Annotated in this window: 25 protein-coding genes and 2 tRNA genes; 5 read left to right on the top strand and 22 right to left on the bottom strand. The window is 63.8% G+C overall.

Translation table 11 applies throughout. The features are described from left to right. Positions 1 to 327: 327 nt before the first annotated feature. The 5 genes from RR42_RS23790 to RR42_RS39860 all read right to left on the bottom strand — a co-directional run bounded on the left by RR42_RS23790 (position 328) and on the right by RR42_RS39860 (position 5,124). A complete protein-coding gene (locus RR42_RS23790) occupies positions 328 to 1,668 on the bottom strand; it encodes a phospholipase D family protein (RefSeq protein ID WP_043353546.1) in 1,341 nt (446 codons plus the stop codon). Positions 1,669 to 2,053: 385 nt separating this feature from the next. Continuing rightward, entirely contained in the window at positions 2,054 to 2,383 is a 330-nt protein-coding gene (locus tag RR42_RS40480; RefSeq protein WP_158408300.1) for a response regulator transcription factor, read from the bottom strand. 236 nt (positions 2,384 to 2,619) lie between these two features. After that, the gene (locus tag RR42_RS23780) at positions 2,620 to 3,558 is read right to left on the bottom strand and encodes a response regulator (protein WP_043353542.1); all 939 of its coding nucleotides are present in this window, start codon (positions 3,556 to 3,558) and stop codon (positions 2,620 to 2,622) included. Continuing rightward, positions 3,555 to 4,715 carry an ATP-binding protein gene (locus RR42_RS23775; RefSeq protein ID WP_158408299.1) on the bottom strand — a complete coding sequence of 387 codons (1,161 nt, stop codon included), beginning with the start codon at positions 4,713 to 4,715 and terminating at the stop codon, positions 3,555 to 3,557. The genes RR42_RS23780 and RR42_RS23775 overlap by 4 nt, the downstream gene beginning before the upstream one ends. A gap of 82 nt (positions 4,716 to 4,797) precedes the next feature. Continuing rightward, a complete protein-coding gene (locus RR42_RS39860) occupies positions 4,798 to 5,124 on the bottom strand; it encodes a hypothetical protein (RefSeq protein WP_144409930.1) in 327 nt (108 codons plus the stop codon). 328 nt (positions 5,125 to 5,452) lie between these two features. Here RR42_RS39860 and RR42_RS23770 point away from each other — a divergent pair, with 328 nt between their 5' ends. Next, positions 5,453 to 6,364, top strand: coding sequence for a tyrosine-type recombinase/integrase (locus tag RR42_RS23770; protein ID WP_043353536.1), 912 nt, complete (start codon positions 5,453 to 5,455; stop codon positions 6,362 to 6,364). 104 nt (positions 6,365 to 6,468) lie between these two features. Here the strand turns inward: RR42_RS23770 and RR42_RS23765 are convergent. From RR42_RS23765 to paaA, 9 genes are all read right to left on the bottom strand, one after another. After that, positions 6,469 to 6,544 (bottom strand) — tRNA-Gly (locus tag RR42_RS23765). 4 nt (positions 6,545 to 6,548) lie between these two features. Beyond that, positions 6,549 to 6,624 (bottom strand) — tRNA-Asn (locus RR42_RS23760). Positions 6,625 to 6,764: 140 nt separating this feature from the next. Further along, positions 6,765 to 8,090: a phenylacetate--CoA ligase PaaK gene (gene paaK, locus RR42_RS23755; RefSeq protein WP_043353532.1), complete on the bottom strand. Its 1,326-nt coding sequence runs from the start codon at positions 8,088 to 8,090 to the stop codon at positions 6,765 to 6,767. Between the two features lie 170 nt (positions 8,091 to 8,260). After that, entirely contained in the window at positions 8,261 to 9,943 is a 1,683-nt protein-coding gene (gene paaN / locus RR42_RS23750) for a phenylacetic acid degradation protein PaaN (RefSeq protein ID WP_043353529.1), read from the bottom strand. 66 nt (positions 9,944 to 10,009) lie between these two features. Further along, positions 10,010 to 11,098, bottom strand: a complete 1,089-nt coding sequence (paaE, locus tag RR42_RS23745) for a 1,2-phenylacetyl-CoA epoxidase subunit PaaE (protein WP_043353528.1) — start codon at positions 11,096 to 11,098, stop codon at positions 10,010 to 10,012. A gap of 26 nt (positions 11,099 to 11,124) precedes the next feature. After that, positions 11,125 to 11,691: a 1,2-phenylacetyl-CoA epoxidase subunit PaaD gene (gene paaD / locus RR42_RS23740; protein ID WP_043353527.1), complete on the bottom strand. Its 567-nt coding sequence runs from the start codon at positions 11,689 to 11,691 to the stop codon at positions 11,125 to 11,127. 6 nt (positions 11,692 to 11,697) lie between these two features. Then, complete coding sequence (gene paaC / locus RR42_RS23735) at positions 11,698 to 12,498, bottom strand: 1,2-phenylacetyl-CoA epoxidase subunit PaaC (protein ID WP_043353526.1); 801 nt, start codon at positions 12,496 to 12,498, stop codon at positions 11,698 to 11,700. A 15-nt stretch (positions 12,499 to 12,513) separates the two neighbouring features. Then, positions 12,514 to 12,798, bottom strand: a complete 285-nt coding sequence (paaB, locus tag RR42_RS23730; RefSeq protein WP_006156041.1) for a 1,2-phenylacetyl-CoA epoxidase subunit PaaB — start codon at positions 12,796 to 12,798, stop codon at positions 12,514 to 12,516. 13 nt (positions 12,799 to 12,811) lie between these two features. Next, a complete protein-coding gene (paaA, locus tag RR42_RS23725) occupies positions 12,812 to 13,816 on the bottom strand; it encodes a 1,2-phenylacetyl-CoA epoxidase subunit PaaA (RefSeq protein ID WP_043353524.1) in 1,005 nt (334 codons plus the stop codon). Positions 13,817 to 14,059: 243 nt separating this feature from the next. Between paaA and RR42_RS23720 the strand changes: the two genes are divergently transcribed. After that, the gene (locus RR42_RS23720; RefSeq protein WP_236702167.1) at positions 14,060 to 14,959 is read left to right on the top strand and encodes a hypothetical protein; all 900 of its coding nucleotides are present in this window, start codon (positions 14,060 to 14,062) and stop codon (positions 14,957 to 14,959) included. A gap of 206 nt (positions 14,960 to 15,165) precedes the next feature. Here the strand turns inward: RR42_RS23720 and RR42_RS23715 are convergent, their stop codons facing one another. The 6 genes from RR42_RS23715 to badH form a co-directional block, all read right to left on the bottom strand. Next, on the bottom strand, positions 15,166 to 15,489 hold the full coding sequence (locus RR42_RS23715; RefSeq protein ID WP_043353520.1) for a hypothetical protein: 324 nt from the start codon (positions 15,487 to 15,489) through the stop codon (positions 15,166 to 15,168). 216 nt (positions 15,490 to 15,705) lie between these two features. After that, entirely contained in the window at positions 15,706 to 16,509 is an 804-nt protein-coding gene (locus RR42_RS23710) for an enoyl-CoA hydratase (protein WP_419188908.1), read from the bottom strand. Further along, complete coding sequence (gene aliA / locus RR42_RS23705) at positions 16,496 to 18,148, bottom strand: cyclohexanecarboxylate-CoA ligase (protein ID WP_043353518.1); 1,653 nt, start codon at positions 18,146 to 18,148, stop codon at positions 16,496 to 16,498. Before aliA ends, RR42_RS23710 begins: the two co-directional genes overlap by 14 nt. Positions 18,149 to 18,199: 51 nt before the next feature. Then, a complete protein-coding gene (gene aliB / locus RR42_RS23700) occupies positions 18,200 to 19,351 on the bottom strand; it encodes a cyclohexanecarboxyl-CoA dehydrogenase (protein WP_043353515.1) in 1,152 nt (383 codons plus the stop codon). 99 nt (positions 19,352 to 19,450) lie between these two features. Next, complete coding sequence (badI, locus tag RR42_RS23695; RefSeq protein ID WP_043353513.1) at positions 19,451 to 20,233, bottom strand: 2-ketocyclohexanecarboxyl-CoA hydrolase; 783 nt, start codon at positions 20,231 to 20,233, stop codon at positions 19,451 to 19,453. Positions 20,234 to 20,318: 85 nt separating this feature from the next. Then, positions 20,319 to 21,086, bottom strand: coding sequence for a 2-hydroxycyclohexanecarboxyl-CoA dehydrogenase (badH, locus tag RR42_RS23690; protein ID WP_043353512.1), 768 nt, complete (start codon positions 21,084 to 21,086; stop codon positions 20,319 to 20,321). Positions 21,087 to 21,221: 135 nt separating this feature from the next. On the opposite strand from badH, the gene RR42_RS23685 reads away from it, so the two are divergent. Further along, positions 21,222 to 21,740: a MarR family winged helix-turn-helix transcriptional regulator gene (locus RR42_RS23685; RefSeq protein ID WP_173430753.1), complete on the top strand. Its 519-nt coding sequence runs from the start codon at positions 21,222 to 21,224 to the stop codon at positions 21,738 to 21,740. A gap of 74 nt (positions 21,741 to 21,814) precedes the next feature. Here the strand turns inward: RR42_RS23685 and RR42_RS23680 are convergent, their stop codons facing one another. Next, positions 21,815 to 22,825, bottom strand: coding sequence for a tripartite tricarboxylate transporter substrate binding protein (locus RR42_RS23680; RefSeq protein WP_043353508.1), 1,011 nt, complete (start codon positions 22,823 to 22,825; stop codon positions 21,815 to 21,817). A gap of 276 nt (positions 22,826 to 23,101) precedes the next feature. On the opposite strand from RR42_RS23680, the gene RR42_RS23675 reads away from it, so the two are divergent. After that, positions 23,102 to 23,443 (top strand): DUF190 domain-containing protein, encoded by a 342-nt coding sequence (locus RR42_RS23675; protein WP_043357724.1) that lies wholly within the window; start codon positions 23,102 to 23,104, stop codon positions 23,441 to 23,443. A 46-nt stretch (positions 23,444 to 23,489) separates the two neighbouring features. Here the strand turns inward: RR42_RS23675 and RR42_RS23670 are convergent, their stop codons facing one another. After that, on the bottom strand, positions 23,490 to 24,977 hold the full coding sequence (locus RR42_RS23670; RefSeq protein ID WP_043357723.1) for an MDR family MFS transporter: 1,488 nt from the start codon (positions 24,975 to 24,977) through the stop codon (positions 23,490 to 23,492). On the opposite strand from RR42_RS23670, the gene RR42_RS39855 reads away from it, so the two are divergent. Next, positions 24,967 to 25,155, top strand: a complete 189-nt coding sequence (locus RR42_RS39855) for a hypothetical protein (protein ID WP_144409929.1) — start codon at positions 24,967 to 24,969, stop codon at positions 25,153 to 25,155. The two genes, RR42_RS23670 and RR42_RS39855, sit on opposite strands and share 11 nt — an antisense overlap. Positions 25,156 to 25,346 lie beyond the last annotated feature (191 nt).

Raw genomic sequence — 25,346 nt, 5'->3', positions numbered from 1 at the left:
TTGTCCAGCAGACACAGGCTATAATCTATCGGTCCGCGATTCCGGATCGCCAATGTCGGCGCGCATTGCCAACAATTTACGCCGCGATGTCGAACGTCTGCTTTTGGCCGATCTCGGAAGTCAGGCTGGGCCGGCTGCGGCGCCGAACTTGCGTAGCAGACCCTTTGCAGACGCTCATTGCGTAATTTCGCGACAGGCAGTAATCGGAGCACGGTGGCCACATGATTTCGTTTTACTGGTCGGTATTGACGACCGTCAAGATACGGGAATCGCAGGAGTGCCGGAAGCGGCTGGGGCAGCTTTGGGAACCGCCCCAGCCAAGCCGTGCTACGGCGATGGCGGTCGGTAGGACGGATCGGCCTCGAACAAGTTGAAGCGCGCGCAGTCGAGGTCGTTCTTGTTGAACAGGGGTGCGAAACACGGTTCGAGCATGATGCTTTCGAACGACAGGCGCAGCGCCCCGTGCTTCGCGAGGCTTTTCAGGCCGCTCTTGATGTCGGAGCCGGGCTTCACGAGCCGCTTGGCCAGAGTGACGGGCGGATACGTCTTTAGCAGGCCCTCAATCGTTGTCTTCACGTATTTCTTCGAAAGCGAAATGTCCATCGCCTCACGGATGCGCGCGCCGAACTCACGGACCAGCACGTCGGGCGAGACGGTGGCCGTGCCGCGCTCCTCAGCCGATTCGGGGGTGTGGGCGGCGGTGGCGGCGTGCCGCGCGGCCTCGCTCATCGCACGCAGGAACGCGGGTAGGCGCGGCAGCGTGCGATCGACCGACCAGGTTTCATGATGGTCGAGAAATTCCGGGAATTCGCCTGAGTTCAGCACTGCATACAGCGCACGCGCCGCCGCATCGGTGATCTCGAACGGCGGAGGGAGCTCGGACCGGCCGGTTCGCTCGACGGCGACCTTCGTATAGGGCGCCTCCTGTGCGCCCCCCTCGATCACCTCGTCGACATGCAGCCAGTAGGGGCGGCAGCGTTCGTCCGGGTGCCCGTCGCCGCGCGGCGTCCAGCAGAGAATCCAGCGGTCGGGCCGCACCATGTCGGATTCGAGGAACGCCAGTGAGTTGTTGACTGTCCCGGGCGAGACGATCTGATCGGTGTGAGTGATGTCGCCGAGCACCCAGCACACGTAAATTTCATCGGCGGACACCGGTCGATAAGCGTCCAGAGCCGTGGCCTGCGCATCGTTGCGAATCACACCCTGCTTGATAGCGCGATCCCAAAGCGCGCGCAGTTCGGCCAGGCGCGCGAGTTTGGACGAAATGGTCGGATAAGCCATAGCCGCCTGCCGCCGGTAGTCATCAAGCCGCGCGCGCAACTCGACTAGCGCCCGCGCATCATCGACGAGGAACCCGGCTTCCTGTAGCCCTTCGGCGCTCAAGCCGTTTGCCGTCAGATTGAAGCTGCCGACCGCCGCGCTGCGCTCTCCGAGGTAAATTTTGGCATGCAAGTTGTCGAGGAAATAGACGTGCTCCCAGCCGATCGCCTCGGCGATCTCGACGATCGCGGCAGGGTTCGTGCCGACAGTCGGAGACAGTACGATGTCTTGGAGCTTCTCGGGAACGATATAGGTCTTCCAATCGATGCCGACGTAGGCGACTGCAATCTGGTTCGGTGAAATCTCGCGCAGCCCGCGCCGAATATCGCTGCCGTGAACGAACTTCATGGTTGGGGGACCCCGTATGGCTCAATATGTTGTGGTGGTGACCTCAATGGGCCTGTCGACGATCGTCATCAGCATGCAACACGCGCGGGGGGCGACCCCGCGAGCTCGATGCTGTTAGTCACCCTGACGCAGGGCTAACGACGTGCGATGCGACTGATACGACATCTTACTACGGTGCCGTTCCGAACGGCAGCGGGAGACTGCAACTTGAGATGTCGAATGGGTGGCCGATTTGGGATGCCGCTGACACTCGAAGGTCGGAGCGGGTCGCCTGGTGTACGACACAAGATGGCCGAACTCAGCCGTCAGACCGATCCCTGAACTACGCAGTCAGCCCCCGATCGCCTCGGCTCCCCTATCCCGAAACTCGGCGTATAACCTTTTACTAGCGGCACCAAGGTTCCACACGAAACAATCCCGATCGCATCGCCAGGAACACGGCTTCGGCGCGGCTCTGAGCGCCGAGCTTTCGGCGAGCCTCATCGATGTAGTGATCAGCCGTGCGCGCCGATATACCCAACCGCTCGCCGATCTCCCGGCTGGACTTTCCGGTCGCAGTCAAAGACAAAGCCTGCGCCTCACGCTCGGTCAGTCGCTGGTTGCCGAAATAAGCGGACGACGCCGCCATGTACCGCGTATCAAGCAAGACGTGCAGCTTCGCATGCCCGATCAGCACGGCGTCCGGGTCAGCCCCGTCCTCGTACTCGACCAGCAACCACGACGCCGAGCCAAAAGGACCAAAATACGCACTCGCTACCACACCCGGCCTTACAACCGTGGGCAACGCCGCGTATGGAGAGCTAAACTGCGATCCCGCCAACCGGGCGCTGCGGGTCATCGAGCCACACTCGTGACTGATGAAGCGTGAGCAGACGGGTGACGCATAATTGAGGCGAAGTCCCGACGCCTTCAGGCGTCCGCGCGTCGCCTCCAACTCCGGAAATGCCTCTGTCAAACCGGGGAGCATCTTGGGAGTTCCGCGACCTTGAACCCTGGGATGTCGGCAATGACTTTGTGCAAGCCGGCTGACCACTCCAAGCCATGTTCGTAGTACCCCCCAGCATTCAGCGCACCGAGGAAGAATGGCAAATGTGTTCCGCGCAGGATTGCCTTCATGAACGCCTCAGGTGCCCCCGCCTCCCGGGCTACCTCCAGTTGGGACACTCCGGCCTCGTCATCCATGACGAGCCAGCGCTTCATGCGCCCAGCCTTATCGATCGCCGTAACCCCTGGCGGCGTCAGACTGACGGTGACCCAGACAGCCTCGGCGTCGCGCGTCACGTCATCAAGCAGTGCGAGCAACACCGGATTCCCGAGGAAGGGTAGCGATTGCCGCTGCAAAATGCTCAATGCCGCGTCAGCGACGGATGCCGTCACCTTGCACTCGAGCTCCCGAATATAGTCCACGACACGTCGAATTGCCTCGCGATCGTCCTTCCGTATGAAGCGGTCGATGACGCCCGCGTTGAACCCCTCTATCGCGTGACGTGGTGATGCCTGCCCCGTCAGCAAGACCTTCCCAAGTCCGCGACAGATCGGCAAGTCCGCCACCTCGAAGCCGGTCAATTCGGGCATAGCGTAGTCCAGTACGACGACGCCGATCTGCTCCAAACATTGGCGGTGCAATTCGAAGCCGCTCAGCAGACTGTCATTCACTCGCAGGGATCGCTTGCCGGGCACCAACCCGACCTCTTCAACCAACCGTCGCGAGAGCGCGTCTGGATCAATGGCGTGCTTCTCCAATAAGGCCAATGCCGACCAGCAAGTCGACGCAGTGTAGATCTTGTTGTGAGGTAAGCGTCGACGTAGGACCTTCGTCATGCTGGCCAGCACATCTTCGTCGTCGTCCACCAGTAGCACACCACATTGCATTCGAAGCGGCATCGTCATACGCTCGGCAACTCCAATTGAAAGCGTGTGAACACGCGATCCTCGTACATGACTTGTATTGCGCCTCCCATCCGCTCAGCGATCATTCGACTTGCGTAAAGGCCCACCCCGATGCCCTCCTTCTTCGCGCTGAAAAATGGCACAAAGAGGTTTTGCACTAGCGCGGCCGACAGACCGCCAGCCGAGTCCTCCACCGTCACTACGCCCCAACCATCCCGCTGCGCCAACTCCAAGGACACCGTCCCGCCACCGGCCGCCGCCACGGCGGCAATCGCGTTACGAAGGAGGTTCACCACAATCTGACGCGCGCCACCGATATCGCCTCGCACAAGACAGCTCGCGTCACCGCGAAGCTCAATCAACGGCGCATTCCTCCCTCCCGCCAACGTATCGAGCGCATCCCGCGCAACCTCCGCCAAGTCAAATGTCGCGCTGGTGTCCTCCGCCGCCTCGCCACTAGACCATCGGACGTTCTCGAGATGGAAATTCAGGTTGCTATGTACGTCCGATATCCGCCTCTCCAGACGATCCAAGATCTCACCCCAGGCCTGGTCACACCGATCAGATCTATCCAGCATCTCCTCCTTCAAGGCCAGCATCTGCATGCGCAATGCAAACATGGGGCTCCTAACCTCATGTGCCAGGACGGCCAACGCGCGCCACGCGCCCACAAGTCCGTCCCTGACCTGCTGATCTCGCCGGCTAGCCCCAGCCACCGCTGTGGCAAAGGCAAAGAGGAATATTGGCAGGATCACGGCACCATCCTGGACTGGAACACCGGTGAACTCGCCGGTGGGCGCGAGGTGAAGGACGGCCACCGCCAGCGTGCTCCCAATCGCGAAGCACACCAACCCGGACAGCACGCGTAGGGAAAAGAACGTCAAGTAGATGGCGCAGACGAACGACATCGCCCATACGCGATTGTCGATTCCATTCGCCAAGTACATGTACGAGAAGAAGAACGGCACGTTGAGGATAAATATCGCATAGTGGACATACGACGAGATTCTCCCGCTGCAGCTTCTTAGATATCGTCCTGTGCCAACCAGGAACCACAGCCCGGCAACACATCCACGAAGCGCCAGGCTGTCGTGGGGCTGCACAAACACAAAAGACCAGACGATCCAATAGATGCCGTGACCAAGAGCGCCGCCCACCCAAAGCAGCCTCAGCCGCGGCGCCCAGTGCAGCGGCTCTTCCGAGAACTGGAATGCCTTCCGCGAAGGCCCTGAGGGTGCTTTATGCATCACGACGTGTGACGAGCATCGCGTGGGTATAGCCGCCGTCGGCTGGCGAAACCACTTCACCTGTCACGTCGTTCAGAAAGCACCGGCCATCCCAAACGGCAAACACGCCACCCAGGGCAGGCGAACACCCTTGCGCATGCAGGCCGTAGGTCAATCCAGGCAATAGCCGATTACCTTCACTATCCCTGCCGTTGGCGATGCTATTGGGAACTCGCTTCGCCTCCCTATTTTTTTCGACCATTAGATAGGACAAGTCCGATTGACAACCGGGATATTCTTCAGAGTCACTGGATTTCTCACTGACGCCAATTATTTCCATCTCGCTCGAACACAATGCGTGTGCGCAAATCATGCCCCAGCTCACAACCGGCTGTCATCCGTAGATTTACGGGGCACACAACACCTCCTCCATAACCCCGTATTTTCGCCCTGCACATCTAAGAATCTACTTGGCAGAATCCCACAACTGCCTTTTTCCGCGCCTAAGACTACTCTACCGAATCCGTCTGAATATCAAAGATAAAGCGGAGAAAAATCGTCCCAGCAGCACTGTTGACAGCGCAACGCATCTACTCTTTGTCAACATTTGAACTATCCATATTTATTGGATAGATTGGATATTAATATTTCAAATATCGGAAAAAAGAATGTTGATCTCGAAACTATTGGAAGAGTATCTTCGCAACAAAATTCTGGCACCAGACACGGTGAAATCGTACAAGGAGAAGACTACTCACCTTATCCGAGGAGTAGGCGATATTGACGCGAAGGAATTGAGTGTTGATAACCTTATTGACTACAGAAACAAGGTTATCAAGGGCACTTCGGCTTCGACTTACAATACGCTACACCGGCATCTCTCTGCGATCTTCCAATACGGCGTGGAAACTGGGGTCGTTGCCTCAAGCCCGTTCCGCGTCGTCAAGAAGGCACCTGTGCATCATGAACTGCCGAAGGTCATTCAGAGGGAAAAGCTGAGCCTGTTATTTCAGCTACTAGACAATCCAGAGCACCCGTGGCCGCCCTGCATGCGACCTATCTGGTTCTGGAGAGCGTTCATCAAGACGCTCTATTTCACGGGCATGCGGAGAAGACAGATTCTCAACCTGGAGTGGCGTGATATAGACGTCGGACAACGCACTATTCACCTCAGATCCGAAACCAGCAAGACCCGGCGATCTTACGACATTCCCGTACCACAAGCCTTACTCTCCGAGTTGGGAATGTATCGAAAAATATACTGCAAGCGCCTCGGCGGAACGAACCCAAACTGGAAGGTCTTCAATGTCGGCCCGTTTCGAACTCGAGCGAAACGGACTGACCCTCGGGAAGCCATGGGCGAATGGAATCTGCGTGACGTCTTCGCGGAGCTAAGGGATACACATGGGATAGTTGCATCCTGCCATCGTTTCCGCCATACGACCGGAACGAAATTGATGCGAGTGACGAAGAACCCGAAGCTTGTTCAGCTTCAGCTTGGACATACGAGTCTCAATACGACGATGAAGTATGTCCACCCCGATATCGACGAGATGCGGGATTTGGTTTCGTATTTGTAGCAGATGGAATGTTGACAGCTACGGGAGGTTCGTGCACCCTCTCGTTTGGGAGGCGACCTGTGCGGGCGCTCTCACGATACCCTAGCGGGTAAATTTTGCCATTTTGGAGCGGGAGACGAGGCTCGAACTCGCGACCTCAACCTTGGCAAGGTTGCGCTCTACCAACTGAGCTACTCCCGCTTTTTGGCTCCCCGACCTGGGCTCGAACCAGGGACCTACGGATTAACAGTCCGGCGCTCTACCAACTGAGCTATCGGGGAACAAGTTCCGTCTCAATCGAAACGGAGGCCGGATTGTACAACAGCCTTTTACGTTTTTGAATAGTTTTTTTCGCCCAGCGTGAATCGGCTGCGATTGGCTTGCTTCTCGCTCGCTTCTCACGCCCCCCGCGGTTACCGCCTCAGGCGCCGAGGTGCCGCAGGTCGAGCACGCGCTGCGCCTTGCCCGTGGCGGTGGTCTTGATCTCGCCGGCATTCAGGACGCGCACGGCCGTGGAAACGCCGATCATCGTCTTCACCCGGTGCTGCAGCTCACGAGCCAGCTGCGCGCGCTCGCTTTCGGCCAGCGAGCCGCAGATCTCCGCGCGCGCCTCCACCGACACGGACAGCGAATCCATATGCCCGTCGCGCGTGATGCACAGCTGGTAGTTGCCGCTAAGCCGCGCAATGCCGAGAATCAGCTCCTCGACCTGGCTCGGAAACACGTTGACGCCGCGAATGATCAGCATGTCGTCGGAGCGACCCGTGATCTTCGCCAGCCTGCGCATCGAACGCGATGTCGGCGCCAGCAGCGCGGTCAGGTCGCGCGTGCGGTAACGGATCATCGGCATGGCTTCCTTGGAGAGCGAGGTAAACACCAGTTCGCCCTGGCTGCCGTCGGGCAGCACTTCGCCGGTGACCGGATCGATGATCTCGGGATAGAAATGGTCCTCCCAGACCACGGGGCCGTCCTTGCTTTCAATGCACTCGGACGCCACGCCCGGGCCCATGATCTCCGAGAGGCCGTAGATGTCGATGGCCTGGATGCCCGCCCGGGTCTCGATTTCGCTGCGCATGCCCTGGGTCCACGGCTCGGCGCCGAAGATGCCGATCTTCAGCGACGACTCCGCCGGGTTCATGCCCTGGCGCGCCATCTCGTCGATCAGGTTAAGCATGTAAGACGGCGTGACGAGAATGATCGACGGCTCGAAATCGCGGATGAGTTGTACCTGCTTCTCGGTCTGCCCGCCGGACATGGGCACGACCATGCAGCCGAGCCGCTCGGCGCCGTAATGAATGCCGAGGCCGCCGGTAAACAGGCCGTAGCCAAACGCGTTGTGCAGCGTGTCGCCACGCCGGCCGCCCGCTGCACGGATCGAGCGCGCCGTCACGTTGGCCCATGTGTCGATATCCTTCGCGGTGTAGCCCACCACGGTCGGCTTGCCGGTGGTGCCGCTCGATGCGTGCACGCGCACCACCTCGTCCTTTGGCACGGCAAATAGCCCGAACGGATAGTTGTCGCGCAGGTCCTTCTTGGTCGTAGTGGGGAATTTCGCCAGGTCGGATAGCTGGCGCAGGTCGTCCGGATGCACCCCGGCGGCGTCGAAGGCGCGGCGATAGTGCGCCACATTGTCATAAGCATGCCGCAGCGACCATTTGAGGCGCGCCAGTTGCAGCGCCTGGAGTTCGTCGCGGCTGGCTAGTTCGATGGCTTCGAGCTCACCCGGTTGAGGAATTGGCTGGACCACGGTTGTCTCCTGAGAATGACGCGGCAAAAGAGGAACGGACGGTGGCGGGAACGGGGGCGCCACGCGGCAGCCTGCCAGCCTGGTCATGCGCGTCGACGGTCTTTGCCGTCGTGCCGCCCAGGTTGGCGAGGTGCCTGCTTACTGATCGGAAGTGCTGGATACGCGGTCGCTTAGGTACGCTGCGGCACATGCCGCCGGCTTTGCACGACGCGGAAGCGGTTGGCAACAAAGGCCGTGTCGGCAAGACTCGCGTTGGCCGCGGGATTTGCGCCGGTGGCGTGGAAGTCCGAGAACGCAGCCGACTGGTTCACGAAGACGCCGCCCGTCAGGTTGACCGACAGCGCAACGCCGCCGGACACCGCAGCCTCGTCAGCGGCATCGAGCACCTGCTCGTCCGTGCTATAGACCGACAGCGTCAGCGCGCCGCGCGTGCGAGCGATGCGCGCGGCGAGTTCCAGCGAATGCCGGGTGGAATCAGTGGCAATCACAAACGCAATCGGGCCGAACCATTCCTGCGTAAACGTATCCTCGTCGCGCCGGGCGTCGAGCTTCAGCAGGACCGGCGTGCTGACGCTGGCTTCCGGGTAGGCCGGATGCACCAGGCGCTGGCTGGCAAGGAGCGGCACGCCCAGCTTGGTCACCTGCTCGATCCGGTCAAGCACGCCCTTGTTCTGGATCGCACCGATCAGCTCCACGGCCTTGGCCGGATCGCTGGTCAGCTTTTGCACGGCATCGGCGATGGACTGGGCCACTTCCTCGAACGGGACCGTGCCTTGCGCCGTCTTGATGCCATCGCGCGGCACGTAGATGTTCTGCGGCGCGGTGCACATCTGGCCCGAGTAGAGCGCGAGCGAGAAGGCGATATTGCGCGACACCGCCTTCAGTTCGTCGGCCGAGTCGATCACGATCTGGTTGACGCCCGCCTTCTCGGTATACACCTGCGCCTGCAGCGCATGCGTCTCCAGCCAATCGCCGTTGGCGGTGCTGCCGGTGAAGTCGATCAGCCGGATTTCATCACGCGTGGCGAGCGCCTGCACCAGCGCGCCATCATTGGGTGCGGTGGCCATCAAGGTCACGACGTTCGGATCGAAGCCAGCCTCCTCCAGCACCTGCCGCGCGATACGCACGGTGATGGCCAGCGGCAGGATCGCGGCGGGATGTGGCTTGACGATGACGGCATTGCCGGTGGCAAGGTCCGCGAACAGGCCGGGATAGCTGTTCCAGGTAGGAAACGTGCAGCAGCCGATCACCAGGCCGATCCCGCGCGGCACGACGGTGAAGCGCTTTTCCATGGCGAGCGGCGGATTCTTGCCTTGCGGCTTTTCCCAGTAAGCCGTCTGCGGAATGTCGCGCATGGCATCCCACGCATAAGCGATCGCCTCTAGCGCGCGGTCCTGCGCGTGCGGGCCGCCGGCCTGGAAGGCCATCATGAACGCCTGCCCGGTGGTGTGCATGACGCTGTGCGCGATTTCGAAGCTCGCCTGGTTCAACCGCGCCAGGATCTCCAGGCTCACGCCGACCCAGGCCTTCGGGCCGGCCTTGCGGAATTGCAGCTGCGCCGCTTGCGCCGCCGCGATCAGCGCGTCCGGCTCGGCATTGGGATAGCCGATGTTCAGCGCGAAGCCGAATGGGGAATGTTCCGCTCCGACCGTGCCGCTGCTGCCGGCTTGCTCGAGCACGAAGGGCTGACCGAGTTGCGCCTTGAATGCCGCCTCGCCGTCGGCGGCGGCGGTTTCGCCGTAGGTGCGCGGGCTGGGCATCTCGTTGAAGGGGCTCCAGTAGCCTCGGGTCCGGATGGCGTCCAGGGCTTGGGCAAGTGTCTTCTCGTGTTTTTCAAACAGGGCGTGATTCATTGCGGGGGCCGTATTTCTTTAAAGGATTGCGGTACTGCACTTCGTGTGCGTCGATTTACCGTTTGTTTACCGTTCGTCGTAGCTGACGACAACCCGGTCGGAGACCGGATGGCATTGGCAGGTCAGCACGAAGCCATCGTCGATCTCGCGCTGCTCCAGCGTGTAGTTTTTTTCCATCTTGACTTCGCCTTCCAGGACCTTGGCCCGGCACGTGCAGCACACGCCGCCCTTGCAGGCATAGGGCAATGCAAGGCCCGCTTTCAGGCCGACGTCCAGCACGCTCACGCCCACGTACGGCAGCCGCAGCTTGCGCTTCTTGCCATCGATGATCAGCTCCAGATCCGCAGCCGGCGTATCGTCGGTGATCTCGATCGGCGGCACGCCCGCTTGCGGCAGCGGCGTGCCGAAGCGCTCCACGTGCACCTTCGCAGGCGCCACGCCGGCGGCCTTGAGCGCGGCCTCGGCGGCGTCCATCATCGGGCCGGGGCCACAGATGAAGGCTTCGTCGATCTCGGCGGCGGGCACGAGCGTGGCCAGGAAGGCCTCGCATTTCGCCTGATCCAACACGCCGTTAAACAGTTCGACCTCCTGCAGATCATCGGACAGCACGTGATACAGCGAGAACCGGCTCATGAAGCGGTTCTTGAGGTCTTCGAGCTCCTCGGCAAACATGATCGCGTCAACGCTGCGGTTGCCGTACACCAGCGTGAAGCGGCTGGTCGGCTCCGTCTCCAGCGTGGTCTTGATGATCGCGAGCACTGGCGTGATGCCCGAGCCGCCCGCGAACGCCACGTAGGACCGCGACAGATCGGCGTTCAGGTGGGTGAAGAAGCGCCCGTCGGGTGTCATCACCTCGATCTCGTGGCCGGGCTGCAGCGTGTCGAAGGCGAAATTGGAGAACCTGCCGCCGCGTACCCGCTTGATGCCGATGCGCAGTTCGCCATCGCGGTCATAGTCGGTGACGCCCACGCAGATCGAATACGAACGGCGGGTTTCCTCGCCATCAAGATGCGCCTTGAGCGTGACGAATTGCCCTTGCGTGAAACGGTACGCGTCGCGCAGGGCCTCCGGCACCTCGAACGAGACGGTCACCGCATCGGCGGTCTCGGGCCGTACCTCGCGGATACGCAGCGGATGAAATTGCGGTGTCGCCATGTTGTCGGTCCAGGTCGGTACGGTTGTCAGTACGGTTTGAAATAATCGAATGGCTCGCGGCAATCGAGGCAGCGGTACAGTGCCTTGCAGGCCGTCGAGCTGAACTGCGCCAGGCGTTCGGTGTGCACGGAGCCGCATTGCGGGCATGCGGGCCGGTCGTGCGTTGCGTGCGTTGCGTGCGTTGCCGTGCGCGGCACGAAGCGGATGGTCTTCTCTTGCGGCGCGTGGCCGCTGCCGCAGTTGCCCATCGGCGGCGCGATGCCGTATTGCCGCAGCTTGTCGCGCGCTTCGCTGGTCATCCAGTCGGTGGTCCAGGCCGGGGCGAGCACGGTGACAACGCGATGGGGGCGGATCCCGGCGGCGTTCAAGGCCTGCCCGATGTCCTCGGCAATCTGCGACATGGCAGGGCAGCCCGAATAGGTTGGCGTGATGACGGCTTCGAGCACGCCGTCGGCGCCGCGGCGCACGTCCCGCAGGATGCCCAGTTCGCGAATCGACACCACCGGGATTTCCGGGTCGGGTACGGCTTCGAGCACGGTCCACGCGCGCGCCAGCGTGGCGTCGGACTCCATCAGCGTGTCAGCAGCGTTCATCTTGGTCTACCAGGTGGCGCCGGGATGCTGGCGCGCGAGGCTCTGCATTTCGGAAAGCAGGTAGCCCATGTGCTCCGAGTGCTCGCCGTGTTTGCCGGTGGTGATGTGTTTCGCCTCGGACGGCAACGTGAGCGTGGCCTGGGCCACCGTGGCGGCAACGTCAGCCTGCCAGGCGGGCTGAAGGTCCGCCATCAGGGGACCGATGCCGGCCGCTGCCACTGCGGTTTCCACCGCATCGGCCGCGAAGAACTCACGGGTGTACGGCATCAGGTAGTCCAGCGCCGCCTGCGCGCGCCGGTGCGACTCCTCGGTGCCGTCTCCAAAGCGGATCAGCCAGTCGGCGGCGTGGGTCAGGTGATAGCGGGTTTCCTTCAGCGACTTGGCGGCGATGGCTGCCAGATGCGTGTCGGTGGACGATTGCAACGCCGTCCACAGGTGGCCCATCAGCGCGGAATACAGGAAGTTGCGCGTGATCGTGACCGCATAGTCGCGCTCGGCGCGTGCCGTGCCGGCAAGCGGCCCGAAGTGGGGCAACTCCACCAAGGTGTAGTTGGCGAACTCGCGCTCGGCGCGGAAGTAGGCGTAGCTGTCTTCGGTTTTCCGTGCGCCGTTCAGTGCTTCGTCAAGGGTAGCCGCGTGTGAATACAGCAGGCGTGCCTGGCCAATCAGGTCCAGGCTGATGTTGGCCAGCGCTATGTCTTCCTCGAGCGCCGGGCCCTGGCTGCACCACTCGCTGTTGCGCTGGCCAAGGATAAGCGCGTTATCGGCCAGGCGCAGCACGTACGACAAATGTTGGGGCGTGGTCATGTTCTGGGTCCCGCCTTACATGTGGTCGACTTCGGGGGGCAGCACGAAAAACGTCGGGTGGCGATAGATCTTGTCGCCAGCCGGCTCGAAGAACGACTCCTTGTCCGCCGGGTCCGACGCCGTGATCATGGCTGAGGGCACCACCCAGATGCTCACGCCTTCCTGCCGGCGCGTGTAGACGTCGCGGGCCATGCGCAGCGCGCCGCTGGCGTCAGGCGCGTGCAGGCTGCCGCAATGCTTGTGGTCAAGGCCCTGCTTGCTACGCACGAACACTTCCCAGATTGGCCATTCCTTGTTCATCTTTGTCTCCTGTTCAAGCAGCTTGTTTGCGGGCGCGGGCGGCCTGTTTCTCGGCATGCGCCAGCGCGGCTTCGCGCACCCAGGCGCCATCGTTGTGCGCCTTCACCCGGGTGGCGAGGCGCTCCTTGTTGCAAGGCCCGTCGCCATTGACCACGCGCCAGAATTCTTCCCAGTCGATCGCGCCGTAGTCGTGCGCGCCGCGCGCCTCGTTCCACTTCAGGTCCGGATCGGGCAGCGTCACGCCGAGGATCTTGGCTTGCTCGACCGTTGCGTCGACAAACTTCTGCCGCAGGTCGTCGTTGGAGATGCGCTTGATGCCCCACTTGAACGACTGGCCGCTATGGATGGAATCCTTGTCGCTGGGACCAAACATCATCAGCACCGGCCACCACCAGCGGTTCACCGACTCCTGCACCATGTCCTTCTGGGCCTGCGTGCCCTTCATCATCGACAGCAGCGCATCGAAGCCCTGGCGCTGATGGAAGGACTCCTCCTTGCAGATGCGGATCATGGCGCGCGCGTACGGGCCGTAGGTGCAGCGGCACAGCGGGATCTGGTTCATGATCGCCGCGCCATCCACCAGCCAGCCGATCACGCCCACGTCCGCCCAGGTGGGCGTGGGGTAATTGAAGATGCTCGAATACTTGGCCTTGCCGGCGTGCAAGGCATCGACCAGCTGGTCGCGCGACACGCCCATCGTTTCGGCCGCGCTGTACAGGTACAGGCCATGGCCGCCCTCGTCCTGCACCTTGGCGAGCAAGATGGCCTTGCGCTTGAGGCTCGGCGCCCGGCTGATCCAGTTGCCCTCGGGCTGCATGCCGATAATCTCGGAGTGCGCGTGCTGCGAGATCTGCCGGATCAAGGTCTTGCGGTATGCGTCCGGCATCCAGTCCTGCGCCTCGATCTTGCCGTCAGCGTCCATGACCGCGTCGAAATGCGCCTGTTCCGGCGAGACGTCGGCTTGCACCGTTTCGAGCGGCTGGGCGTTGCCCGGGATATCCAGTGATTGGGTGTACATGGCGTTTTCCTGTGGACCGATGCCGCAGTATATTTATAAACCGACCGTCCGGTTGATTTATTATTTAGATCGATTTGTATATGTTGATAGCCACACACCGTGGCCGTTGAAAAACTTGCCGGACGAAGGGAAAGGGACGTGACGAACGAGGCATACTCATTCCGGGATAGCCTCTACGCCGTGCAGCGTTAGGCAGGCCCGGCGCACGGCCGGCTCCCCTTGGCTGCGGACCCGGGCAGTAAAATGGAAATTTGTCCCGTGGGGAAGAAAGTGTGCGTTAAGCGCGAGCTTGCTGCGATTGGCATCGCCGCTGTACTGTCTGCCACCCAGGTGGTGGTGTGGGCCGCGAGCGACGCGCCGATTCCGCCCGAAAGACCGCTGCCGGCCGCGGCGCCGCCATCGGCCGGCAACGCAAACTGCTGGGAAACGCTCTGGTCTCGTCCAAATGCGAAAGTGCGGATGGAGGCGGACGGCGCCATGCCGATGTCAATAACGACGGTCCAGGAGCTGCTGGAAAGCCCGCCGGCGGGATGCCAGGCGATCATCAATATTCACTCGAAGAGCGCGCTGGCAGCGCTGATGGGGCCGCCGGTCATTGCGGATCAGCGCGACCTGGTCAGCATCTCGCCGCTCGCTGCGCCGTCGGCGGTCCGCGTCGAAATCCACTCGGAGATCAACGCGAGAGCACGCTATGCCCGGCTCTATGGCACGTCGACAAGCATAGGCGAAGGTGTGGTCAACTATGCAGGAGCAGATCTGCGCGAGGGCGCGATACTTGGCGGCGAGACGGTCAGCTCCAGCGTGAAGCTCAAGATCTATGCGCGCGGAACGGATGATGAGGTGGGCGAGCTGCGCGCTGCGCACGCCACGATCACCATCAGCTCGCGCCACGTCGGACGGCACCGCGTGATTGATACCGCGCTGGGCCGCAAGGATTGCATACCGATCACTTACGAAAAGCATTCCTCGCTTGGCCCAACGCAGCTCGTCGATACGTTGATCATGACGACGCCTTCGGTCATGCAGATCACGGATTGGTATTGCCCGAGCGAGCGCTTCGTGCTCCGTACGGAAGTACGCGAGCAGGGCAAGGTCCAGCGCATCGATACCACGGCAATCATGCCGGTCGGCGAGGCACCCTGACTCCCGCTCGGGGAGCTCGGGGAACAGGCAGGCAAACCAGGCAGGACGGGCACGACGCGCAGCGGCGCAGCCTTGCCCTGGGCTGCGTCATCGCCATGGCCCGCGGCGCCGGGGACAAGCCAACCCGGTTCGCCGAATGAAAAAAACCCGCCGGTTTGGCGGGTTTTTCCAGGCGCAAGGCGTCAACCGCCGCGCGGCGAGACGGCTCAGGCCCCGGCGGCGGATGCCGGCGCAGCCTTCTTGGTCTGCTTTTTATGCGACTTCTTTGCCTTCTTCGCCTTCGAATCCGTCAGGTTGGCACGCGAGCTCTTGTTTGCGCCCTGGGTATACGGGTCAAACTTGTCGCCAGCCTTGGCCCCGTCGGTATAGGGGTCGGCCTTGCCAGCCTTGGCGCCATCGGTGTACGGGTCTGCTTTGCCAGCCTTGGCGCCCTGGGTGTAGGGATCAACCTTGCCGGTGCCTTGCGCCTGAGCGGCGATGGATGCTGCGCCAAGGCACAGCGCAAAAGCGGTAGCGACAATCTTCTTCATGACATTTCCTTGGAAGGCCACCGTCCGGGCAGCCGTGAACACGCGAACATTGAGCCAGCCTGACCGGCCAGCTCTCTGCTAAACGCATCGTATTAAGCGTCCGTTGACTTGGCATTCAAACTTCTTTTCCCCAAAATGGTGCAATTGCCGGGTGGACGTGGAGCCCTTTTGCGGCTTTGGCGGATCGAGGTTTCGGCATCGATGCCCACATGCCGTCTAGCGGTGCCGGAACACCGCCGCCCTTCTCTCCAAAAACGCATTCATCCCCTCCTTCAGATCCTCCGTGGCAAACAGCGCATGCAACTGCCGCCGCTCGAACAGCATGCCCTCGGACAGCGATGACTCGCAAGCGCGGTTGATCGCCTCCTTGACCGCCATCATCGACGGCAGCGAGAAGCCGGCAATCGTCTGCGCCACCGCCATCGCTTCATCCATCAACCGCCCGGCGGCCACCACCCGCGATACCAGCCCGCTGCGCTCCGCTTCATCCGCATCCATGTTGCGCGCCGTCATGCACATGTCCATGGCTTTCGCCTTGGAGATGGCGCGCGGCAGGCGCTGCGTGCCGCCCGCGCCTGGGATGACCGCGAGCTTCAGTTCGGGCAGGCCGAACACCGCGTTGTCCGCCGCGATGAGAATGTCGCAGGCCATGGCCAGCTCGCAGCCGCCGCCAAGCGCGTAGCCCGCGACCGCGGCGATCACTGGCTTGCGCACATTGCGCAGCGTCTCCCAGTTGCGCGTGATGTAGTTGGACTTGAACACGTCCATATAGTCCCAGCCGCGCATGGCTGCGATGTCCGCGCCGGCGGCGAAGGCCTTGTCGTTGCCGGTGATCACGATGGCGCCGACGCCGTCGTCTTGCTCACACGCCAGCAGCGCCAGGCCGAGCGCATCCATCAGCGCATCGTTGAGCGCGTTCATCTGCCGGGGACGATTGAGGCGGATCACGGCGACGCGGCCGACCATCTCCAGCAGTACCAGGTTCTCGTCGATCGCCGGCGTGGCTTCATGCGCGGTCACTGGATGCGCCCTCCCCTTGCCCGCTCTGGCGAAGTTGCTCCCGCAGCCTGAATTTCTGGATCTTGCCCGCTGGCGTCGAGGGCAGCGCACCCTGCACGACCAGCCGCTCGGGGATGTACTGCGCGGCCATCTGCTGCGCCTTGAGGAAGTCCACCATCGCCGCCATGTCGAATGGCTGGCCGTCGCGGGTCACGACGAAGGCGCAGGCGCGCTCGCCGAGGCGCTCGTCGGGATAGGCGACGATGGCCACCTGCGCGATGGCCGGATGGCGGTACAGCAGGGTTTCGATTTCGACCACGGGGATGTTCTCGCCGCCGCGGATGATGACGTCCTTGCTGCGGCCGTCGATGCGGATGTAGCCGCGCGCGTCGATGCGGGCCAGGTCGCCGGTATCGAACCAGCCGTCCGGGTCGGTGTCGTTGAGGTGCGCACGGCGCAGGTAGCCGCCGAAATTGGAGCACGAGCGCACCAGCAGGCGGCCGCTGGCGCCCACCGGCAACGCCGCGCCCGCTGCGTCGACCACGCGCACTTGCACGCCGGGCAACGGGCATCCGTCGGTGCTGGAGGCGCGCTCATCGTCGTCCTCGAGCCGCGTGGTGGTCACCGCGCCCATTTCCGACATGCCCCAGGCGGAGATCACCTTGGCGCCCAGCGCGCCGCGCGCCAGCTCCACCAGTGCACCGGGGATCGGTGCGCCGGCGCACAAGAAGGCGCGCAGCGTGGGCACGGCGCCACCAGTCTCGGTGACCGTGCGGGCCAGGTCGGTGAGGAACGGCGTGGAGGCCATGGTGAAGGTGACGCCCTCCTGCCGGATCAACGCTATGGCCTTGCGCGGCTCCCAGATGTCCTGCAACACCACGCTCGCACCCAGCATGACCGGCATCATCAGGCCATACATGAAGCCGGTCTGGTGCGCCATGGGCGAGGCCATCAGGATCACGTCGTCCGCACCCAGGCGCAGGCGTTCGGCGTACGTGACGATGTTGGCCATGAGCGTGTTGGACGAATGCAGCACGCCCTTCGGCTCGCCGGTGGTGCCGGAGGTGTAGATGAGCTGGGTGATGTCGTCCGGGCCGGGGCGATGGGCGGCCGCCAGGTCCGGCGCGCCGGCGCCGTCCAGCAGGGTCTCGAACGCATTGGGCCCGGCGCCGCCGATCACGGCCACGTGCTGCAGGTCAGGCAGCGCCTGGCGCAGGCCATCGAACATGGCTTCGTAGTCAAACCCGCGAAAGCGCTTTGGGATCACCACAACCTTTGTGCACGCGTGCCGGAGCATGAACGACAACTCGCGCTCGCGCAGGATCGGCATCAGCGGATTGAGCACCGCGCCAAGGCGCGCGCAGGCAAGGTAGAGCGCGGTGAACTCCCACCAGTTGGGCAACTGGCAGGACACGACATCGTTGGCGCCAACGCCCAGCCTCGCGAGGCCCGCCGCGATGCGCCCGGCCCGCCCGGCCAGTTCCCGGTACGTCAGGCGCGTGGTCGCGCCGCTTTCCACCTGCAATGCGCTCAGCGCAACCTTGTCGGGGCAAGCGGCCACGCAGTCGTCCAGCGCATCGTTGATGGTGCGCTCTGGCCAGAGGCCTTGCGCGACGCTGGACGCGCGGCGCGGGGGCAGCAAGATGGCGTCGAATTCCATGGCGTGTCTCCTCGTTGTTGTCGTTTTGGTCAGGCTTGCCCGCTGGCGAGATCAGGCTGGCACCGCTTGCCTGCCCGCGCGGGTGCGGGCGATGATGGTCTTCATGATCTGCGCGGTGCCGTCTCCGATCTGGAAGCCGAGCACATCACGCAGGCGCTGCTCCATCGGGCCGCGGTCGTAACCGCCGTGGCCAAACGACAGCAGGCACTGGTGCACCACGTCGTAGGCCAGCTTGGGCGCCCACCATTTGCACATCGCGGCTTCGGCCGTGTGCGGCAGGTTGCGGTCTTTCAGCCAGAGCGTTTGCAGGCACAGCAGGCGCGCGGCAGTGACCTGCGTCTCGAAATCCGCCAACGGATGGGACACGCCCTGGAACGCCGCCAGCGGCTTGCCGAAGGCCTGGCGCTCGGCCACGTATTCCCAGGTTTCTTCCAGGCTCGCACTGGCCACCGCCAGTACCTGCAGGCCAATCAGCGCGCGGGAGAAATCGAAGCCCTGCATCACCTGCACGAAGCCCTCGCCTTCCTTGCCAAGCAGATGGCTGGCGGGCACGCGCACGTTCTCGAAGAAGATCGAGCCGCGCCCGATGGCGCGCTGGCCGTGGCAGTCGAAGCGGTTGGTGGTGATACCAGGCAGGTCCATCGGCACCAGCAGCGCCGAGACACCGCGCGCGCCTGCCTCGACGGAGCCGCTGCGCGCGAACACCACCGCGGCGTCGGCCTGGTCGGCGGCGGAGATGGAGGTCTTCTCGCCGTTGAGCACGTAGTGGTCGCCGTCGCGCTCCATGCGCAGGCGCAGGTTGGCCGCGTCCGAGCCGCCACGCGGCTCGGTCAGCGCGATGGCGAACAGGGCTTCGCCTTGCGTCAGGCGCTGCAGCCACGGCCGTGCGATCTCCGGGGCGGCGTGATGCGCCAGGATCTGCCCGTTCAGCGAGGCCAGCAGGTTGATGTAGGAAAGGCTCAGGTCCGCGCGCGCCACTTCTTCGTGGATCACGCCGGCCGCCAGGCAGCCCAGGCCCTGGCCACCGTATTGCTCGGGCAGCTCGGGGGCGATAAAGCCCATCTGGCCCATTTCGCGCATCAGCGCGCGGTCAAGCTCGCGGGTGCGGTCACGCTCCAGGAAGCCGGGCGCGATACGTTCGGTGGCGAAGCGGCGGGCATGGTCGCCGAGCGCGGCCAGGTCTTCGTCGAGATAGGGGTTCATGGCGTCTCCGGGAGGTCTTGCCGCATGGCGCGCTGATGCGATGCGCCGTGCGGCCGCGTTGCTTGTGGGCGCAACGGCGGCTATGGCGGCTATGGCGGCTTACTTGGCGTACTTGCGGAAATCGGGCTTGCGCTTTTCCTGGAAGGCGGTGACGCCCTCGCGCGATTCCTCGGTGTCGTAATAGAGCTTGAGCGCGTACATGCCCATGCCGGCGATGCCGCTCTGGTGGGCCGTGTCCATGTTGAAGGAGCGCTTGGCGATGGCCAGCGCGGTGGGGCTCTTCTCCATGATCTCGTCGCACCACTTCTGCACTTCGGCGTCGAGTTGTTCATGGGGAACGACAGCGTTGACCAGGCCCATGGCGAGGGCCTCGGCAGCCGGATAGCGGCGGCACATATACCAGATCTCGCGCGCTTTTTTCTCGCCCACCACGCGGGCCAGGAAGGCCGTGCCGTAGCCGGGGTCGACCGAGCCGACCTTGGGGCCGACCTGCCCGAACACGGCCTTCTCGGACGCGATGGTGAAATCGCAGATCGTGCAGATGACATTGCCCCCGCCAATGGCGTAGCCCTGCACGCGGGCGATGACAGGCTTGGGCACGTCGCGGATGGCGTTGTGCAGCTCTTCCATCGGCAGGCCGATGGTGCCGCGGCCGTCGTACTGGCCTTCATGCGCGGACTGGTCACCGCCGGTGCAGAAGGCTTTTTCGCCGGCGCCGGCCAGCACGATGGCGCCGATCTCCCGGTCATAGCCGGCGCGGTTGATGGCGTGGATCAGTTCGTCGCAGGTGCGCCCGCGGAAGGCGTTCATCTTCTCCGGGCGGTTGATGGTGATCCAGGCCGCGCCGTTGCGCACGTCGTAGAGAATGTCTTCGTAGTTCATGGTCGCTGTCTCCGTTGTCTTCGTTGTCTTCGTTGTCTTCGTTGTCTTCGTTGTCTTCGTTGTCTTGGAAGCCGCTGCAGCCGGGTCAGCCGTTCATGGTCAGGCCGCCCGACACGCTCAGCACCTGGCCGGTGACGAAGGCCGCGTCGTCGCTGGCAAAGAACACGATGGCGCCTGGCAGGTCCTCCGGCTGGCCGATGCGGCCCAGCGGGATCGAGCGGGTGAAGGCCTCGATCAGCTTTTCCGGGTTGCCGGCGCCTTGCTTGTAATCCTCGAACAGGGCGGTATCGGTCGGGCCGGGGCACACCACGTTGACGGTGATGCCGTGGCGGGCGTGCTCACGCGCGATGGTCTTGGAGAACGACACCAGGCCGCCCTTGCACGCGGCGTAGACCGCCTCGCCGGAGGAACCCACCCGCGCCGCGTCCGAGGCGATGTTGACGATGCGCCCGCGCTTGCGCTCCACCATGCCGGGCAGCACCGCATGGTGCATGTGCAGCGCGCCGGTGAGGTTGATGGCGATCAGGCGGTCCCATTGCGCCGGCTCGGTCTTGGTAAAGGGCTTGAACACGTCCCAGCCGGCGTTGTTGACCAGTACGTCGATGGGGCCAAGCTGGCTGGTGGTGGCCGCCACGGCGGCGTCGACGCTGGCGCGGTCCGTGATGTCGCACTGGAATGCTTCGGCGCGGCCGCCTTCTTCGCGGATGCGCTGGGCGACCTGCTGTGCCGCCGCCAGGTTCAGGTCGAGCACGGCCACGGCAGCGCCCTCCCGCGCAAAGCGCCGGCAGGTTGCCCCGCCGATGCCACCGCCACCACCGGTCACGATGACCGTCTTGCCTTCGAGTCTTTGCACAGTGTTCTCCTTCGTGGTCCAGGGTGCTATCGTGCGGCTGATAGGTCGCGCGCCAGCGTTTAAATATGTAAATATATTGACGTATACTAGGCGGACAACTGGACCAATGCAAGTACGGCTACTCAGGAATTTATGATGGTTAACCCCGATTTTGATGATGATCTTGCCCCGGCTGCGCGCATGGAAATGGCAAACAGGTTGTTCTTTCGCCTGTACCAATGCGCAAATATGTTGCATAAAACGGGGTCAAGGGCAGTCGAGGCCGAAGGCCTGACGACGCAGCAGTGGGCCGTGCTGGGCGCGCTGTCGCGGCCACAGGCAGCCGATGGCATGAGCGTGGGCGACCTGGCGCGCTACCTGATGGTGAGCCGGCAGAACCTGTCGGGGCTGATCAGCCGCATGGAGCGCGATGGCCACCTGAGCATGGCGCCCGACGGACGCGACCGGCGCTCGCGGCTGGTCACCATGACGGAGACCGGGCGTCATGTATGGTTGCGCCTGGCGCAGCCCAAGATCCGGGATTACTACGAGCGGGCGCTGACCGATTTTTCAACCGGCGACATCACCCACACGCTGCACTACCTGCTCAAGCTGCTGGAGAACATGAAGGGGCTGGATGCCGAAGGCGCCGCGGGGGAAGATGCGCGGGAGTAAAGCGCAACGCATGAGAGGTGACGCACGCCGGCCGCCAGCGCCGGCGTGCGTTATCGCGTTATTGCGCTGTTGCCTTATTCCGCCTTGATGCCGCGCGCGCGGATCAGCTCGGCCCAGCTCGCGGTTTCCTGGCGGATACGCGTGGCGAGCGCATCGGGCGTGCTGGCAACCGGCTCCATGCCTTGGCGCGCCAGTTCCTCACGCACCGCCTTGCCGCCGAAGACTTCGCGCACGTCGGCATAAAGCGCCTGCACCACCGGCGCCGGCGTGGCGCGCGGCACCAGCAGCGCGTACCACGAGCTGACCTCGATACCGCGCACGCCCTGCTCTGCCAGCGACGGAATCGCGCTCGCCGCGGGCGAGCGCGTGGCCTGGGTCACGGCCAGCGCGCGCAACGCGCCGGAGCGGATAAACGGTGCCAGCGTGGGCAGCGTGCCGAACAGGATCGGCACCTGCCCGCCCACCACATCGTTGAGCGCCTGCGTGGTGCCTTTATAGGGCACGTGCAGCAGCGCGATGCCGGTCTGCTGTCGGAACAGCTCGCCGGCCAGGTGCAGGCCGCTGCCCACACCGGGGCTGGCATAGCCAAGCGGCGGCTTGGCGCGCCGGGCCAGCGCCACCAGCTCCTGCACGGAGCTGGCGCGCACGGAAGGGTGCACCGCCAGCACATTGGGCGAACTTGCCAGTAGCGAAACGGGAAGGAAGTCTCGCTCGACGTTGTAGGACAGCGCCGGGAACAGCGTGGGGTTGATGGTCAGGTTGCCGGCCGGCGCCACCAGCAAGGTGCAGCCATCGCCCGCCGCGCGGCGCACCGCATCGATGCCGATGTTGCCGTTGGCCCCGGGCTTGTTGTCCACCACCACGGTCATGCCGCGGCGCTGGTGCAAACCCTGCGCGAGCGTGCGCGCGAGCAGGTCGGCCGGACCAGCCGCCGGGAACGGCACAACAATGCGCAGCGCGCTGCAGGCGGAGGCGGCTTGCGCCGCTGGTGTGGCGCCAATCCACAGGCAGGAGAACGCGAGGCAGGCAGCGGCGGGCCCGCGCAGTGCACGCCTGAGGTTGGTTTCGGGCTTCGGATGTCGCACTGGGAACCTGCTAAGGGTTGGCGTAACGAGAGTGATTCCTTGGCTTTTGTTTTACATTTTGTTTTACATATAAAACCACGGATCGCTATTGGGACAATTTTTGGACAAATTGGAATATAGCTCGCCGCCCTCCGGAACGAGACTAGGGTAATCCCTTGATTTTTTTGTGAGCAGGATTCGCGCCTAAACTAAAGACGGCACCCTGTCAGGCGCACGCCGTCCATGCCACATCCGCGGCACGCGAACACCGCCGCAAGGGGGCAAAAGGGGGCTGCCGTGCAAGGCTTCCAACTCACGCTGTTCACCATCGAAAACCGCCGCCACCACGGCAAGCAGCTATCCCACTGGCTACTGCAGATCCTGCGCGAACTGCAGATCCGCGGCGCCACGCATACGGTGGCGGCCGAAGGCATCGGCCATGACCACCGCTTTCACACCTGGCACTTTCTGGAGCTGGCCGACCGGCCGGAGGAGATCACCGTGATTGCCACGGAGCAAGAAGTGCAGCGGCTGTTCGACCGCCTCGCCCAGGAAGACGTCCAGGTGTTCTACGCCAAGACGCCGGTGGAGTTCGGCTTCCTGGGAAAAAGCAGCGCGCCAGAGACGCAGAGCCCCTGACCTGGCCGGCAGTGCGGCCTGGCCTCACCCGGCCTGTGCGCGCCAATCAATCCATGCTGGCTGCCACGCTGGTGCTGCCGCGCAAGGTGGCCTCCGGCAAACGCGCCACCAGGAAGGGCGCCACCAGCGACACGGCGGCGCTGAGCAGGAACAAGGTGCGGAACGCCACCTCGGCCGCAGCACGCACCGCGCCGGCATCGGCCGAGGTGCCCGCATCGCCCCCCGCCATGGCGCGATGGAACATGCTCATCAGGATGTCCTCGCCGCCGGCCAGGTCCGCTATACCCATGCCGCCATGGCGCAACAGTGCGATCAGCACGGTGGTCAGCACCGCCACGCCAACCGCGCCGCCAAGCATGCGCGAGAAGGCGGTCAGCGCCGTGGCCACGCCCACCTGGTGCGCAGGCACCGCGTTCTGGGTGGCGACCAGGCCGCTTGGCAACTGCAGCCCGATGGCTAGGCCGAGCATCACCATCACCAGCGCGGTCAGCAAGACCGCATGCGGATCAACGAACGCCAGCGCGACGATCGCCAGCGGCGCAACCAGCGAGCCCGCCAGCTGCAGCGGTTTGTAGCGCCCGCTCCACGTCATCAGCCGGCCCGAGATAAAGGCGCCAAACGGGATGGACAACGTCAGCGGCACCAGCCGCAGCGCGGCGCTATCGGCCTGGACGCCGCCCACGACCTGGAAGCGCAGCGGCAGCAGCACGGACATGGCGATCAACTGGAAGAAGCACAGGAACAGCGTGATGCAGCAGATCGTGACCGTCGGCACGCGCAGCATGTCCAGCGGAATCATCGGGTCCGCCACCCGGCGCTCTTGCCACACGAACAGCACCATGGCGGCCATCCCGGCCACCAGCAAGCCAAGCGTCTGCGGCGTTGCGGCAGACTGCCCCTGCCCGAGCCGGGTCAGGAACACCAGCACGCCGGTCAGGCCGCCACCGAACAGCAGCGCGCCGACGTAATCAATGCGATGGCGGCGCCCGCCCGCCGGCAGGTGCTTGAGCGCACGGCGGACCACCAGCAGCGCGAGCAGCGCCAGCGGCAGGTTGATCCAGAAGATCCAGCGCCACGACAGGTAGTGCGCCAGGTAGCCGCCAATCACCGGGCCCGCCATGCTGGCCACGGCCCATACGCCGCTCACATAGCCCTGGTAACGGCCACGATCGCGCAGCGGCACCACATCGGCAATGGTGGCCTGCGACACCGAGATCAGGCCACCGCCGCCCAACCCTTGCAGGACACGCGCGATGATCAGTTGCGGCATGGTCTGCGCCAGTGCGCACGCGATCGAAGCCAGGAAGAACAGCACGATGGCAAACGACAGGACCGAGCGCCGCCCGAGCAGATCCGAGAGCTTGCCGTAGATCGGCGTCACCACCGTGGAGGCCACCAGGTAGGCCGAGACCACCCAGGCCATCTCCTCGAAGCCGTTAAGCTGCAGCGCGATCTCCGGCAACACCACGGCTACGATCGATTGCTCCAGCGCTCCCAGCAAGATGGCCAGCATCAGCCCGAAGATGATCTGCATCACCGGCACCGGCGGAATCGGCGGAACCGGCGAGGGGACGGATGCCGCGTTGCCAGGTTTGCCGCCATCGGCCGCGGCGGGGGCGGAAGTGGCCGAAGCGGTCGCGGGTGACTGGGCGGATGAAGGCGGAGCTGAAGCCGCCAGGAAGGGCGGCATGGAGACGGCGGTCATGGGCTGAGGGGGAGAGAACGCTTGCGGCGAGGGACATGGAGTGCGGCGCCACCGCGAACGGGCGGCATCGCTCCTGTCTGTTTTTGTATACAAGGGCGCTATTGTAGGCCTAAGCCTTGCGCCTTGCAGCCGCCCCGCCGCCTTGCCGGGCTCCTGGCCCGAAGCGCCGCCAAGGCGACATTCAAGCCAACATTGCTG

It is taken from the genome of Cupriavidus basilensis (assembly GCF_000832305.1).
In the GTDB taxonomy this organism is placed as follows: domain Bacteria; phylum Pseudomonadota; class Gammaproteobacteria; order Burkholderiales; family Burkholderiaceae; genus Cupriavidus; species Cupriavidus basilensis_F.
This window is presented reverse-complemented; position numbering and strand designations above follow the sequence as displayed.